The following is a 13,879-nucleotide window of genomic DNA, read 5'->3' on the forward strand; positions in this document are numbered from 1 at the left end:
CCCGCGATGAAGAAGCCCGCCTTCCCGAAGAAGTCCAAGGGCCGGACCGGCTCCGGGGCACCGGACGAGGCCGCGTTCGCCGCGGCCGGCCCCGCGGGGTCGTCCGGAGGGACGAAGACGACCCAGTCGCTGCTGGCCGCCGCCGCGGTGCTCGCCGTGGTGTTCGGGGTCGCCCAGGTGCGCCCGCCGGCCACCGCGGCCGGCCCGGACCAGGGCGGCGCCGCGACCTCGGCGCAGGTCGAGCGGACCGCCCTGGTCTGCCCGCAGCCGCTCCAGGGCCTGACCGGCTCGACCACCCTCACCGCCTACACCCCGCCCGGCACCGGCACCGGTGGCGACGCGGCCGCCGGAGTCGGCTGGGTCGCCGACGCGGCGGCGCCCGCCACCGCGCCCTCGGCCCCCGCCGCCCCGGCGCCCTCCGCTCCGGCACCGTCCGCGCCGACGGCCGCCGCCTCCACCGCGCCGGTCGCGGCCAAGGACACCGCGCCCGGCGACGCCCGGCTGAACCTGACCAAGCCGGGCGCCCCCGTGGTCGCCCCCGCCGCCAACAGCGACAACGCCCCCGGGACCGGCGCGGTCGCCACCGGCGCCCTCGCGCCCGGCTTCACCGTGACCCAGACCACCACCGTCACCGAGCAGCGCGGCCAGGGCCTCTCCGGCCTCACCTGCACCCCGGCCGGTACCAGCTTCTGGTTCGCCGGCGCCAGCACCGCGGGCGACCGGGTCGACTACGTCAGCCTGGTCAACACCGAGGCCACCGCGGCCGTGGTCGACATCAAGCTGTACGGCGACAAGGGCCTGATCGAGAACGACGCCGCCAACGGCATCACCGTCGCCCCCGGCAGCTCGCAGTCAGTCCTGCTGCCCACCATCAGCAAGGGCCAGGTCGCCGACCTCGCGGTGCACGTCGTCGCCCGCAGCGGCCGGGTCGGCGCCGCCGTGCACGCCGCCGACGGCAGCAAGGGCGCCGACTGGGTGCCCGCCTCTGCCGCCCCGGCGCCCGTCCAGGTGCTCCCGGGCCTGCCCGCCGACACCGCCAACGCCCACCTGGTGGTCTGGGCGCCGCCGGAGGACGACGCGGACCTGAAGATCCAGCTCTCCGGCAAGAACGGCCTGTTCACCCCGGCCGGCAACGAGTCGATCCACGTCAAGGCGGGCATGGTGGCCGCCGTCGACCTCGGCAAGGTCACCCGGGACGAGGTGGCCGGCCTGCGCCTGTCACCCACGGACGACAAGCACCCCACCCCGGTGGTGGCCGGCCTGCGGATCGACCGGGTGGGCCAGAACGGCAAGTCCGACGCCGCCTGGCTGACCGGGACCGCCCCGGTCGGCGCCCGCGCCACGGTGGCCGACAACCGCGGCGGCGGCCCGACCACGCTCTTCCTCACCTCCACCGGTGAGGCCGCCAAGGTCAAGGTCACCGCCTCGGCCGGCAGCGGCGGGGGCACCCCGGTCAGCAAGGACGTCGAGCTGCCCGCCGGCGGCACGGTCGCCGTCCCGGCGCCCGAGCCCACCGGTCTGAACGGCGCCTTCGCGCTGACCGTGGAGACCGTCTCCGGCGGCCCCGTCGTCGCCGCCCGGATGCTGGCGATCCCGACCAAGGACGTCCCGATGTTCACCGTCCAGGCGCTCCGCGACGACCGCAGCAGCGTCAAGGTCCCGCGGGCCGCCCAGGACCCGGCGGTCGTGCTCCGCTGACGCCATGACGGAGGGGCGGTACCCGGCACCGGGTACCGCCCCTCCGTCGTCGGGTCATTCCTCGTCGTAGCGCGGGTCGATGGCGTCCGGCGACAGCCCCAGCAGCTCCGCCACCTGCTCGATCAGGATCTCGTGCACCAGGGCGGCGCGGTCCTCCCGCGACTTCGCCCGGATCTCCACCGGCCGGCGGTACACCACGATCTGGCTCTTGCGCCCCTGCCGGCCCGGCGACACCTGCCCCAGCGGCACCCCGCCGTCCGTGTCCGGCCCCTGCGCCTCGCGCAGCGGGACCTCCTGGACGGCGAACTCCACTTCGATCAGCTGAGGCCAACGCCGTTCGAGACGCTCCACCGACTCGCGCACGTAGTCGTCGAACAACTCGGAGCGGGTGAGCGAGATCGGCACCTGCGGAGGCGCCAGCGGGCCGCGCAGACCCCTGCCGTGCCGGTCGCGGTGGCGCGGGCGGCGCGAAGGTCCCGTCGATGACTGCGGTGCAGAGCTGTCCATATCACTGCCGAGGGTAGTCCTTGGACGGTCGGAAGTGGACCACCTCGACAGCGAACGGCCAGGGCGGCGGGTGCACGGACGGGCGCGCGGAGCGCGACACGGCACGCCCTCCGGACAGGCGGTCTTCGCTCCCCGGCGAGGAGTGCGGTACCGTCCACCCTCGTGAGCTCTGTACGTCGTTGTTCGCGGACCGCGTGCGGCCGACCGGCCGTCGCGACGCTGACGTACGTCTACGCGGACTCCACCGCCGTCCTCGGCCCGCTCGCCACCTACGCCGAGCCGCACTGCTACGACCTGTGCGCCGAGCACGCCGAGCGCCTCACCGCCCCGCGCGGCTGGGAGGTCGTCCGGCTCGCCGCCGAGGCCGGCCCGCTGCGCCGCAGCAGCGACGACCTCGAAGCGCTCGCCAACGCCGTCCGCGAGGCCGCCCGCCCGCAGACCCCCCGTCAGGGCCGAGGCCCCGACGGCGAGTCCACCGAGGCCGGCCGCCGCGGCCACCTGCGCGTGCTGCGCTCGCCCGACAACTGACGGCCCGCCCCGCCCGCACCGGGCGAGGAGCGGCCACCCGGCCCCGGTACGCTGCCCGTCTACCGCCCGCCCGACGGCGCGGTGCCCCGACGTATCGTGACCCGGGGGCGGCCGGCCGCCCCGGGAAGCACACCGATCAGACAGAGACCAGGGTGGAGCCGCAGTGCGCGACCTCAAGCAGCTCGTGAAGGCGTACGACGTTCGAGGCGTCGTCCCGGACCAGTGGGACGAGAGCCTCGCGCGGGCCTTCGGCGCCGCGTTCGTGCAGGTCACCGGAGCGTCCTCGATCGTCACCGGCCACGACATGCGGCCGTCCTCCCCGTCGCTGAGCCGGGCCTTCGCCGAGGGCGCCGCCGCCTACGGCGCCGACGTGGTCGAGATCGGCCTCTGCTCGACCGACCAGCTGTACTACGCCAGCGGCAAGCTCGACCTGCCCGGCGCGATGTTCACCGCCAGCCACAACCCGGCGCAGTACAACGGCATCAAGCTCTGCCGGGCCGGCGCCGCCCCGGTCGGCCAGGACACCGGCCTCGCCGACATCCGCGAGCTGGTCGAGTCCTGGACCGGCGAGGACGACACGGTCACCGTGCCCGTGCGGGACGTCAAGCCCGGCGCGCTGTCCGCCCAGGACACCCTGCGCGGCTACGCCGACCACCTGCTCGGCCTGGTCGACCTGACCGCGATCCGTCCGCTCAAGGTCGCCGTCGACGCCGGCAACGGGATGGGCGGCCACACCGTGCCGACCGTCTTCGACGGCCTGCCGATCGAGCTCGTCCCCATGTACTTCGAGCTGGACGGCACCTTCCCCAACCACGAGGCCAACCCGCTCGACCCGAAGAACCTCGTCGACCTGCAGGCCAAGGTCCGCGAGGTCGGCGCCGACCTCGGGCTCGCCTTCGACGGCGACGCCGACCGCTGCTTCGTGGTCGACGAGCGCGGCGAGCCGGTCTCCCCGTCCGCCATCACCGCCCTGGTCGCGGTCCGCGAGATCGCCCGGGCCAAGGCGGCCGGCGAGGACGAGCCGACCGTCATCCACAACCTGATCACCTCCTGGACCGTCCCCGAGGTGGTCCGCGAGCTCGGCGGCAAGCCGGTCCGCACCCGGGTCGGCCACTCCTTCATCAAGCAGGAGATGGCCGTCACCGACGCGGTCTTCGGCGGCGAGCACTCCGCGCACTACTACTTCCGCGACTTCTGGCGCGCCGACACCGGCATGCTGGCCGCGCTCCACGTGCTGGCCGCCCTCGGCGGGCAGGACGGCACGCTCTCCGCGCTCACCGCCGAGTACGACCGCTACGCCGCCTCCGGCGAGATCAACAGCACCGTCGCCGACCAGGCCGACCGCTCCGCCGCCGTCCGCGCCGCGTACGCCGGCCTGGAGGGCACCACCGTGGACGAGCTGGACGGCCTCACCGTCGCCGGGCCGGACTGGTGGTTCAACCTGCGCGCCTCCAACACCGAGCCGCTGCTGCGCCTCAACGTCGAGGCCAAGGACCCGGCGCGGATGGCGGAGCTGCGCGACGGCGTGCTCGCCATCGTCCGCGGCTGACACCCGCCCGACGCACGCCCCCGGCGGGCGTCCCGAGGCGTGCGCCCGACGCACGCGCCTGACGCACGCCGCCTGTGCCCCGGCCGGTAGGGTTTCCTCCTGGCCGGGGCACCGCCGTGCCACCCCCGAGATCTGGAGCCCGACACCCCATGAAGCTCGAATCCTTCCTGCTGGAGATCCTGGTCTGCCCGCAGTGCCGGGCCGCGCTCACCGAAGGCGGCAGCGAGGAGCACCCCGAGCTGCTCTGCACCGGTGAGGGCTGCGGCCTGGCCTACCCCGTCCGGGACGGCATTCCGGTCCTGCTGGTGGACGAGGCCCGCCGCCCGGCCTGATCCTTGGGGCCAAGACCCGCAGGGGGCACGGACCCGTACCCGCCCCCGCCACCCCCAGCGCCCTGCCAGCAGCCGGAGGCCCGCCGCATGCTCGACGACACCCTGCTCGACGACCCGGCCGCCCTCCAGCGCGCCGACCGCGACCGCGCGCTGCTGGCCCTGGCCGGCGCCGGCGCACGGGTCCGCACCGCCCTGCGGCTCGCCGACGCGGCCGGGCTGGACCGGCTGCGCCCCGACGGCCGACCGCGCGCCGTGCTGGTGGCAGGCCATGGCAGCGCGCTGACGGCGGGCGAGATCCTCGCCGCGCTGGCCGGCACCGCCAGCCTGATCGCGCCGCTGCCGCCCACCGACGCGGCGGCGCCGCCGCGCACCGACCGGGCCAGCGCGCCGCCGGTGTTCGCCGACGGGCTGGCCTGGCAGCTCCCGGGCTGGGCCGGACCGCTCGACCTGCTGGTGATCAGCTCCGCCGACGGCGGCGAGCAGGGCCTGGTCGCCCTCGCCGAACAGGCCTACGCGCGCGGCTGCGCCATCGTCGTCACCGCCCCCGCCGGCAGCCGGCTGGCCGAGGCCGCCCTTCAGGTCCGCGCGCTGCCGCTGCCCTACGTGCCGTCCAACCTGCCCGACGACGGCACGCCCCCGGCCGGGCCGGGGGCCGAGCCCGACCTCCCGGCCGAGGACCCGGCCGCGCTCTGGGCCCACCTCGCCCCGCTGCTGGCGCTGGCCCAGAAGCTCGGCGTCACCCAGCTGCCCTACGACGCGCCGGCCGCCACCGCGGACCTGCTGGACGAGGCCGCCGTGCGCTGCCGGCCGGACGCGGCCGCGTACACCAACCCCGCCAAGAGCCTGGCCGCCCGGCTGGCCGGTACCGTGCCGTTGCTCTGGGCCGAGGGGCCGGTGGCCGGCGCGGCCGCCGCCCGGTTCACCACCCAGCTCGCCGAGCGGGCCGGCCGCCCGGCGCCGGCCGGCCTGCTGCCGCAGGTGCTGACCGCGCACCGCGGCATGTTCGCCGGCCAGCTCGGCGCGGGGGCCGACCCCGACGACTTCTTCCGCGACCGGGTCGACGAGCCCGACCCGCTGCACCTTCAGGTGCTGGTGCTGCGGCACCTCCCGGGCACGCCGGCCACCGGCGAGGAGGACCGGGGCCCGGCCGAGGTGCCGGCCGACGACGAGCGTCCGCGCAGCTACCCGGTCACCCGGGGGCAGCGGCTGGCCGCCGCCCACGACGTCCGGCTCACCGAGTACGCCACCACCCGGCCCGACCCGCTGCACGCGCTGGCCGACCTGATCGCGCTGACCGACTTCGCCGCCGTCTACCTGGGGCTCGCGGCGCAGTCCTGAGCCCGCGGCGCGGCGCCCTCCCGGGCCGGGGCCGGGGCGCCGTCCCGACCCCGCGGCGCGGCGGCCCGGTACCGTATGCGCTCGACGGACTCGGCCGGGGCGCGACCCGGCCGAGGCAGCACCCGACAGAGCAGAGCGCGGGCCGCCCGAGCGGCCCCCGGCGGAGGGATCCACACCGGCATGAGCACCGAAGGCGGTACCAAGGCCCTGGTCGCGGCCCTGGCGGCGAACCTGGGCATCGCGGTCAGCAAGTTCGTGGCCTTCGCGTTCTCCGGCTCCTCCTCGATGCTGGCCGAGGGCGTCCACTCGCTGGCCGACTCGGGCAACCAGGTTCTGCTGCTGGTCGGCGGCAAGCGCTCGCAGCGGGCGGCCACCCAGGAGCACCCGTTCGGCTACGGGCGCGAGCGCTACATCTACGCGTTCCTGGTCTCCATCGTGCTGTTCAGCGTCGGTGGCATGTTCGCCGTCTACGAGGGCTACGAGAAGATCGCCCACCCGCACGAGCTGGACAACTGGTACTGGCCGATCGGCGTGCTGGTGCTGGCGATCGGGCTGGAGGCGTGGTCCTTCTTCACCGCCTACCGCGAAGCCGTCAAGGACAAGGGCGCGCACGGCTGGCCCGCCTACATCCGCCGGGCCAAGGCGCCGGAGCTGCCGGTCGTCCTGCTGGAGGACACCGGCGCGCTGATCGGTCTGGTGCTGGCGCTCTTCGGCGTCGGCCTGACCGTGATCACCGGGGACGGCGTCTGGGACGGTATCGGCACCCTGGCGATCGGCCTGCTGCTGATCGTGATCGCCCTCGTGCTGGCGTCGGAGACCAGGTCGCTGCTGATCGGCGAGTCCGCCCACCCGGAGGTGGTGGCCGAGATCCGCGACGCGCTGGTCGACCACGACTCCGTCACCCGCGTGATCCACATGCGGACCCTGCACCTCGGCCCGGAGGAACTGCTGGTCGCCGCCAAGATCGCGGTCAACGCGGAGGACTCCGCCGCGCAGGTGGCGCAGGCCATCGACGCCGCCGAGATCCGCGTCCGCCGGGCCGTCCCGATCGCCCGGGCGATCTACCTGGAGCCCGACGTGTACAGCGCCGAGAAGGAGGCGCAGGGCGACGACCCGTACGCCACGCCCGGTGGACCGGTGCCCGGCGCGCACTGAGCACCCGCACCCCCGGGGCGGCGGTGCGCGGGCCGAAAAACGGTCATAGCGAGCCGCCGTCCGGGCCCGCCGGTGTAGATTCGTCACCAGAGCCAGAACGTCGCTGCTGATGGCGGTCGATCGGTGGTCCGTCCCCTGGGGGCGCGTACCGGTCGAGGGAGAGAGGTCCTCCGACGGTTTGTGCTGAGCAGCAGGGAACCGGTCCCGCCGCGGATCCGGTGGCCCCGGCGTTGCCGCGCACCCGTGCGTCCCCGCCGTGCCGCGACGCACACCCAGGACCTTTGGCCTTGCCCCATCCCCATCAGCGAGGAGCAGACGCATGTCGACCGACATCACCGGTGACTTCAAGGTCGCCGACCTTTCCCTGGCGCCGTTCGGCCGCAAGGAGATCCAGCTGGCCGAGCACGAGATGCCCGGCCTGATGACGATCCGCGCCGAGTACGCCGCCTCGCAGCCGCTCGCCGGCGCCCGCATCACCGGCTCGCTGCACATGACCGTGCAGACCGCCGTGCTGATCGAGACCCTCACCGCCCTCGGTGCCGAGGTCCGCTGGTGCTCCTGCAACATCTTCTCCACCCAGGACCACGCCGCCGCCGCCATCGCGGTCGGCCCGGAGGGCACCCCCGAGAACCCGCAGGGTGTGCCGGTCTTCGCCTGGAAGGGCGAGACGCTGGACGAGTACTGGTGGTGCACCGAGCAGGCGCTGACCTGGCCGAACGGCCAGACCCCGAACATGATCCTGGACGACGGCGGCGACGCCACCCTGCTGATCCACAAGGGTGTCGAGTTCGAGAAGGCCGGCTCCGCGCCGGACCCGTCGACCGCGGACAACGACGAGTTCCGGATCATCCTGGAGCTGCTCAACCGCACCCTGGTCGAGACCCCGAACAAGTGGACCGAGGTCGCCGCCACCATCAAGGGCGTGACCGAGGAGACCACCACCGGTGTCCACCGCCTGTACGAGATGCACCGCGACGGCAAGCTGCTGTTCCCGGCGATCAACGTCAACGACTCGGTCACCAAGTCGAAGTTCGACAACAAGTACGGCTGCCGCCACTCGCTGATCGACGGCATCAACCGTGCCACCGACGTGCTGATCGGCGGCAAGGTCGCCGTCGTCGCCGGCTACGGCGACGTGGGCAAGGGCTGCGCCGAGTCGCTGCGCGGCCAGGGCGCCCGCGTCATCGTCACCGAGATCGACCCGATCTGCGCGCTCCAGGCGGCGATGGACGGCTACCAGGTCGCGACCCTGGACGACGTCGTGGAGACGGCCGACATCTTCATCACGACGACCGGCAACAAGGACATCATCATGGCCTCGCACATGGCCCGGATGAAGCACCAGGCCATCGTCGGCAACATCGGCCACTTCGACAACGAGATCGACATGGCCGGCCTGGCCCAGCTGCCGGGTGTCGTGAAGACCGAGGTCAAGCCGCAGGTCCACGAGTGGCGCAAGGAGGACGGCCGCACCATCATCGTCCTCTCCGAGGGCCGCCTGCTGAACCTGGGCAACGCGACCGGCCACCCGTCGTTCGTGATGTCCAACTCCTTCGCCAACCAGACGATCGCGCAGATCGAGCTGTTCACGAAGACCGAGCAGTACCCGATCGGCGTCTACGTGCTGCCGAAGCACCTGGACGAGAAGGTCGCCCGTCTGCACCTCGACGCGCTGGGCGTGAAGCTGACCACCCTGACCAAGGACCAGGCCGACTACATCGGCGTCCCGGTCGAGGGCCCGTACAAGGCGGACCAGTACCGCTACTGATCAGGTGACACGGCCGTGGCCGGCGCCCCTTCGCGGGGTGTCGGCCACGGCCGCGTCCGGGCCCGGTCAGCGCAGGACGTCGACCGTCCAGGCGCCCTCGTCGGCACCCACGGACCTGATCTTCGCCAGCAGCCCGGGGAGCCCGCCGATCGCCTCCAGCGCCGGGTTCGCCCCGGAGCGGGTCGACACGCAGATCCGCACGCCCTTGTCCACCTCGCACTCGCGCGGGTCGGCGCCCGGCGGAGCCACCGCGGGCTCGGCGGTCTCCGGCTGGACCATGACGTCGACCGAGAGCTTCTCGGCGGTGAGCGCCAGGCTGACCCGCCAGGGCTCGTCGATGACGGCCGAGGGCCGCAGCAACGACACCGCCGACACCTTGAACGCCGCCGGAAGCCCCGTCAGGTAGACCGGCAGCGGGAGGTCGGTCCGCCCGAAGCGGGCCCCGGCCGCGATCCGCAGCAGCGTCTCCTCCGGCCTGGCCTCCTTCGGCGCGTAGGCGTCCAGCTGCGCCCACCGGCCCGAGGCCGTCTCCCAGGACAGGGTCACCGGGTCGACCGGCAGCGGGTTGTCGGAGACCAGCCAGTGGGCCGAACGCCCGTCGACCGGGGGAGCCGGCACCGTGTGCCGGCCGACGTGCGCGGGCTCGGCGTTCCCCGGCGCGAGCGACAGCGAGAGGTTCGGCGTGGACTGCCCCTTCGTCCACACCTTGGCGGACGTGTGCTCGGCGCCCAGCGCGTCGGCGTAGCCGTAGCCGATGCCGCCCGCCGCGTTCAGCGAGTCCGGCAGCCAGCCGAACCGCGCCTCGGTGAAGAAGGGGTCGGTGCCCGTGCGCGCGGCGGACGAGACCTGGGGGGAGCTCGCGGCGACGAGCGTGCCCGGCGCCTCCGGCGTGGCGGTCCCGCCGGCCGGCCGGGTCAGCAGCGAACCGCCCAGGACCGCCGCCGCCGTCACCGCCGCCGCCGCGCCCCACGCGGCCCCGCGCCGGCGGCGCAGCCGCGACCGGCCGCGGACGACGGCCCAGGCGGTGTCGACGGCGGACGGCGGGGCGGGCTCGTCGGCCAGCGAGCTCAACCGCCCCGTGAGGTTCTGGTACTCGTTGTTCGTCATGACGTCCTCTCTGCGGTGGCGGGGCGGGCGGCGAGGGAGACGCGGAGCGCCTCCAGACCGCGCGAGGTCTGGCTCTTGACGTTGCCGGACGAGCAGCCCAGCGCCTCGGCGGCCTGGTCGATCGTCAGGTCGCAGTAGTACCGGAGCACCACGGTGGCCCGCTGCCGCGGCGGCAGCGCGGCCAGCGCCTTGCGCAGGTCGAGGGAGGCGTCGAGGTCGACGCCCACGCTCGCCGTGTCGGGCGCCGTGCCGTTGCGCGTCGTCCGCCGCCACCAGGGTGACCGCTGCTCGGCGAGGAACGTGTTGACCAGCACCTTGCGGGCGTAGCCGTCGACGTTCTCGACCCGTCCGGCCCGTGGCCAGTTCACGTAGAGCTTGGTGATGCTCTCCTGGACCAGGTCGTCCGCGCGGTGCCAGTCCCCGCACAGCAAGTAGGCGACCTTGCGCAGCCAGCCGCTCCTGGACGCCACGTACTCGGTGAACTCCGCTTCGCGTGCCGTCTTCGCCATCCCTGCCCCCCTTCCGTAGTACCGACGGCGCCGAACCGCGCCGTCCACCCCCTAATGCGGGCACCGCTGCCGAACGTTGCATGCCCGACGGCCGTGATCGTCCACGTAGGCTCTCGGGCATGCCCAATGGCCGGTACTCGCTCCACGACACCCATGACCACGTCCTGCTCGGCGAGGAGCGGTTCAGCTGCGCGCCCGGTCCGGCCGGCTGGCGGTACGTCTCCAAGACGTACGGGCCGGAGGGCCGGGTTCTCGGCACCCTCGACCTCACGCTGGACTCCCGGGCCCGGCCGCTGCGGACGGAGCTGAAGGCGGGCGGCTGGCAGGTCCGCGGCGGGGCGGTCGACGGGGTGGCCTGGGTGCGCACGGACCCGGCCGACCCGGCCGGGGGGCACGCGGTGGAGGGGCACGACCGGGCCCACGGCTTTGCCGGGCGCTCGCCGGCCTTCCTGGTCGCCACCGCCCGGCTGCTGCGGCTGCGGGAGGGGGCGAGCGCCAAGGTGCGGCTGGTCGCGTTCACCGAGCCGGTGCTGGCGCCGCGCACCTTCGACCAGGGCTGGCTGCTGGAGGCGGTGGAGACGCACGCGACGGACTCGGGGCCGCTGCTGGTCGAGCGCTACCAGGTGGCGGACCTGGAGACGGGCGAGCAGCAGGTGGTGCACCTGGCGGGGGACGTGGTGCTGGCCGCGGCGGGGGTGGAGCTGGAGGAGTTGGAGTCGCCGCCGAACGCCTGGCCGGTCGAGTTCGACGGCCGGTAGCGGGCGGTCGCCCGGGTTGTCCCGCGGGTCAGGCGGGCGGGGCGAATCCGGTGCCGGGGGCCGGCTGCGGGGCGGGGGCGGGCTGGGGCTGGGGTCGGGCCTGGGGCTGGGCTTGTACCGGGGGTGTCGTGGGCATCGCGGGTGCGGAGGCGGGTGCCGGTGCGGCCGGTGCCGTGGGCGGCTGGACGTGGGGCCGCGGCTGGTGCTGAAGTCCGTAGCCCTGGGCCCTGGTCCACTCCCGCCGCTGGCGCTCGGTCAGCACCGCGCCGAGGTACGCCGCCGGGTGCAGCCCGTACGGGACGGGGTGGCCGGTGCGCGCGGCGAGGTCGTCGGCGAGCCGGGCGGACATCCGGTGCGCCACCGCCGGGTCCAGCTCGCCGATCCGGCCGAGCAGCTGGCGGATCGCCAGCCAGAGCGGCTCCGGCACGGCGGAGAGGTCCAGGGCGACCAGCTCGCCGCCGATCGTCTGCAGCAGCTGCGGGTGCACCGGCGGCAGCGCGTTCGCCGCACCGCCGCCCCCGGGCACCCGCTCGCGGACCACCAGGGTCCCCGCGAAGACGTCGCCCAGCCGCTTGCCGTCGGCCGAGACCGCCGAACAGATCGCCGCCGGCACCCCGCTCAGCACGATGATCTCGAAGAAGCCGACCAGCCCGCGCACCAGCGAGTGCCGGAACCGCACCGGTCCGCCGTCGCTGCGCACCACCCGCAGGCCCAGCGCGGCCTTTCCGAGAGAGCGCCCCCGGGTGAGGGTCTCGACCATGACGGGCAGGCCGACCAGGAAGAACACCATCAGCCCGAGCAGGATGGCGGCGAGGGCCGCACCGTCGAGGTCGACCAGGGCGAAGCTCAGTACCAGGGACGTCACCACCAGTGCGGCGCCCTGTACGAGCAGGTCCAGCCCGGTCGCCAGCGCCCGGCTCGGAAGCTTCGCCGTGCGCAGGCCGAGGACGACCGCCTCGCCCGTCACCAGGTCGCTCAAGACACCCGTCCGTTCCCGTCGGTGGTTCATGGTCCGCGGTCCGCGGGGAGGGAAGGCCGTCGGACCGGCCCCCACGACCCCGTGATCTGCAGTCGTCAACATACGGGGCCGCGGACCCGCTCGGGAAGGGAGGTCCCGGCGGCCCGGGTGGCCGCCGCCCCTGGCATGCTGGGCCCACTTGTCCGCACCCCGCCTGCCCGCGCGCCCCGCGCCGACCATGGAGCTGCCGCATGGACCTGGACGTCTTCGTCGCCACCCACCAGGGGGAGTGGGCACGGCTGGACGCCCTCGCCAAGAACCGCCGGCTCACCGGCGAGGAGGCGGACGAGCTGGTCACCCTCTACCAGCGCGTCACCGGTCACCTGGCCAAGGTGCAGGCCGCCGCGCCCGACCCCACCCTGGAGGGCCGGCTCACCAGCCTGGTCTCGCGGGCCCGCGACGCCGTCACGGGCACCCGCACCAGCGGCTGGCGGGACGTCGCGCGCTACTACAGCGTGAGCTTCCCGGCCGCGCTCTACCGTTCGCGCCGCTGGTGGCTGCCGGTGGCCGTGCTCTCGCTGCTCGCCACCGCCGTGATCGCGTGGTGGGTCGCGACCCACCCGGAGGTCCGGAACAGTCTGGCCACGCCGGACACGCTCCGGGAGATGACCAGGCCCGGCGGCGAGTACGAGGCGTACTACTCGGACCGCCCGGCGAGCTCGTTCGCGGCCCAGGTCTGGACGAACAACGCCTGGATCGCCGTGCAGTGCCTGCTGTTCGGGATCGCGCTGGGCATTCCGGTGCTCTTCGTGCTGTGGAGCAACGTCCTCAACCTCGGCCTCGGGGTCGGGCTGATGGCCTCGGCCGGCCGGCTCGATGTCTTCCTCGGTCTGCTCATTCCGCACGGTCTGCTGGAGCTCACCGCCGTCTTCGTGGCCGGCGGGCTGGGCCTGCGCCTGGGCTGGACCATCATCGACCCCGGCCCGCGGACCCGGGGGACGGCCCTGGCGGAACAGGGCCGGTCCATCATCGGCATGGCCATCGGCCTCGCGACGGTGCTGGGGGTCTCCGGTGTCCTGGAAGCCTTCGTCACTCCCTCCGGCCTGCCCACCTGGGCCCGCATCACGATCGGCGCGCTGGCCGAGGTCGCATTCCTGTTCTACGCCCTCGTCCTGGGCCGGAAGGCCGCGGCAAACGGCGAGACCGGTGATCTGGACGCGGCCGATCGGGCGGACCTTCAGCCCGTCGCGGCCTGAGCCGATGTGATCGACATGCCGCTGACCTGCTACTCTTCTCGCATCCCGGTCAAACCATTGACGTGGCACGAGCGGGCTAGTAGGTTTCAACGGTTGGGACTGGTTGGACAACATCCGGTCCGAGGCGTTAGTGTCTACGACACCGCCGAATCAGGGCGATCGCATTTCACGAAGTGCGCGCCCTTTGACGAGGTAAACCCCGGAACTGAGCACACCGAAAGCTTTGATAAACTTCGGAGCGAAGTCGAAGGAAATCCCCCCAGCGGGAATTCAGAGAAACAAGCGCCGGTAAGAACGGCCGCGAGGATCTGATAAGCTGGGAACACGAAAGAACGAAGCGCCCGGAGGGCCCGCTGGAAGGCGGTCCGAAGGAAGTGTCCGTTCCTTGAGAACTCAACAGCGTGCCAAAAGTCAAC

At 73.8% G+C, this 13,879-nt stretch carries 13 protein-coding genes; 9 read left to right on the forward strand and 4 right to left on the reverse strand.

Translation table 11 applies throughout. The features are described 5' to 3' along the window. Positions 1-6 precede the first annotated feature (6 nt). On the forward strand, positions 7-1,698 hold the full coding sequence (locus ACIF6L_RS37635; protein ID WP_396491797.1) for a DUF5719 family protein: 1,692 nt from the start codon (positions 7-9) through the stop codon (positions 1,696-1,698). Between the two features lie 54 nt (positions 1,699-1,752). On the opposite strand, the gene ACIF6L_RS37640 is transcribed toward ACIF6L_RS37635, so the two are convergent. After that, positions 1,753-2,205 (reverse strand): metallopeptidase family protein, encoded by a 453-nt coding sequence (locus tag ACIF6L_RS37640; RefSeq protein WP_329487921.1) that lies wholly within the window; start codon positions 2,203-2,205, stop codon positions 1,753-1,755. 162 nt (positions 2,206-2,367) lie between these two features. Here ACIF6L_RS37640 and ACIF6L_RS37645 point away from each other — a divergent pair, with 162 nt between their 5' ends. The 6 genes from ACIF6L_RS37645 (at position 2,368) to ahcY (ending at position 8,875) form a co-directional block, all read left to right on the forward strand. Then, a complete protein-coding gene (locus ACIF6L_RS37645; protein WP_329487920.1) occupies positions 2,368-2,733 on the forward strand; it encodes a DUF3499 domain-containing protein in 366 nt (121 codons plus the stop codon). A 163-nt stretch (positions 2,734-2,896) separates the two neighbouring features. Further along, positions 2,897-4,282 (forward strand): phosphomannomutase/phosphoglucomutase, encoded by a 1,386-nt coding sequence (locus ACIF6L_RS37650; RefSeq protein WP_352289032.1) that lies wholly within the window; start codon positions 2,897-2,899, stop codon positions 4,280-4,282. A gap of 149 nt (positions 4,283-4,431) precedes the next feature. Continuing rightward, entirely contained in the window at positions 4,432-4,614 is a 183-nt protein-coding gene (locus ACIF6L_RS37655; protein WP_329487918.1) for a Trm112 family protein, read from the forward strand. An 87-nt stretch (positions 4,615-4,701) separates the two neighbouring features. Further along, positions 4,702-5,952, forward strand: coding sequence for an SIS domain-containing protein (locus ACIF6L_RS37660; RefSeq protein WP_396491796.1), 1,251 nt, complete (start codon positions 4,702-4,704; stop codon positions 5,950-5,952). A gap of 180 nt (positions 5,953-6,132) precedes the next feature. Further along, positions 6,133-7,107 (forward strand): cation diffusion facilitator family transporter, encoded by a 975-nt coding sequence (locus ACIF6L_RS37665; protein WP_352289029.1) that lies wholly within the window; start codon positions 6,133-6,135, stop codon positions 7,105-7,107. Between the two features lie 319 nt (positions 7,108-7,426). Next, positions 7,427-8,875 (forward strand): adenosylhomocysteinase, encoded by a 1,449-nt coding sequence (ahcY, locus tag ACIF6L_RS37670; RefSeq protein WP_329487915.1) that lies wholly within the window; start codon positions 7,427-7,429, stop codon positions 8,873-8,875. A gap of 66 nt (positions 8,876-8,941) precedes the next feature. Here the strand turns inward: ahcY and ACIF6L_RS37675 are convergent, their stop codons facing one another. Together ACIF6L_RS37675 and ACIF6L_RS37680 are read right to left on the reverse strand one after the other, a co-directional pair. Continuing rightward, positions 8,942-9,982 (reverse strand): hypothetical protein, encoded by a 1,041-nt coding sequence (locus ACIF6L_RS37675; protein ID WP_396491795.1) that lies wholly within the window; start codon positions 9,980-9,982, stop codon positions 8,942-8,944. Next, positions 9,979-10,491, reverse strand: coding sequence for a SigE family RNA polymerase sigma factor (locus tag ACIF6L_RS37680; protein WP_329487913.1), 513 nt, complete (start codon positions 10,489-10,491; stop codon positions 9,979-9,981). Before ACIF6L_RS37680 ends, ACIF6L_RS37675 begins: the two co-directional genes overlap by 4 nt. Positions 10,492-10,610: 119 nt before the next feature. Here ACIF6L_RS37680 and ACIF6L_RS37685 point away from each other — a divergent pair, with 119 nt between their 5' ends. Then, on the forward strand, positions 10,611-11,249 hold the full coding sequence (locus ACIF6L_RS37685; protein WP_396491794.1) for a hypothetical protein: 639 nt from the start codon (positions 10,611-10,613) through the stop codon (positions 11,247-11,249). A 28-nt stretch (positions 11,250-11,277) separates the two neighbouring features. On the opposite strand, the gene ACIF6L_RS37690 is transcribed toward ACIF6L_RS37685, so the two are convergent. Then, entirely contained in the window at positions 11,278-12,228 is a 951-nt protein-coding gene (locus tag ACIF6L_RS37690; RefSeq protein ID WP_396491793.1) for an RDD family protein, read from the reverse strand. A 230-nt stretch (positions 12,229-12,458) separates the two neighbouring features. Between ACIF6L_RS37690 and ACIF6L_RS37695 the strand changes: the two genes are divergently transcribed. Further along, complete coding sequence (locus tag ACIF6L_RS37695) at positions 12,459-13,463, forward strand: stage II sporulation protein M (protein ID WP_359810236.1); 1,005 nt, start codon at positions 12,459-12,461, stop codon at positions 13,461-13,463. Positions 13,464-13,879 lie beyond the last annotated feature (416 nt).

The sequence above is a fragment of the Kitasatospora sp. NPDC086009 genome, from assembly GCF_044540385.1.
Lineage (GTDB): Bacteria > Actinomycetota > Actinomycetes > Streptomycetales > Streptomycetaceae > Kitasatospora.

Bases quoted from the DNA above. Each gene is read 5' to 3' on its own strand.
- ACIF6L_RS37660 (WP_396491796.1), top strand. From the start codon at position 4,702: ATGCTCGACGACACCCTGCTCGACGACCCGGCCGCCCTCCAGCGCGCC.
- ACIF6L_RS37680 (WP_329487913.1), bottom strand. From the start codon at position 10,491: ATGGCGAAGACGGCACGCGAAGCGGAGTTCACCGAGTACGTGGCGTCC.
- ACIF6L_RS37640 (WP_329487921.1), bottom strand. From the start codon at position 2,205: ATGGACAGCTCTGCACCGCAGTCATCGACGGGACCTTCGCGCCGCCCG.
- ACIF6L_RS37655 (WP_329487918.1), top strand. From the start codon at position 4,432: ATGAAGCTCGAATCCTTCCTGCTGGAGATCCTGGTCTGCCCGCAGTGC.
- ACIF6L_RS37665 (WP_352289029.1), top strand. From the start codon at position 6,133: ATGAGCACCGAAGGCGGTACCAAGGCCCTGGTCGCGGCCCTGGCGGCG.
- ACIF6L_RS37635 (WP_396491797.1), top strand. From the start codon at position 7: ATGAAGAAGCCCGCCTTCCCGAAGAAGTCCAAGGGCCGGACCGGCTCC.
- ahcY (WP_329487915.1), top strand. From the start codon at position 7,427: ATGTCGACCGACATCACCGGTGACTTCAAGGTCGCCGACCTTTCCCTG.
- ACIF6L_RS37675 (WP_396491795.1), bottom strand. From the start codon at position 9,982: ATGACGAACAACGAGTACCAGAACCTCACGGGGCGGTTGAGCTCGCTG.
- ACIF6L_RS37685 (WP_396491794.1), top strand. From the start codon at position 10,611: ATGCCCAATGGCCGGTACTCGCTCCACGACACCCATGACCACGTCCTG.
- ACIF6L_RS37695 (WP_359810236.1), top strand. From the start codon at position 12,459: ATGGACCTGGACGTCTTCGTCGCCACCCACCAGGGGGAGTGGGCACGG.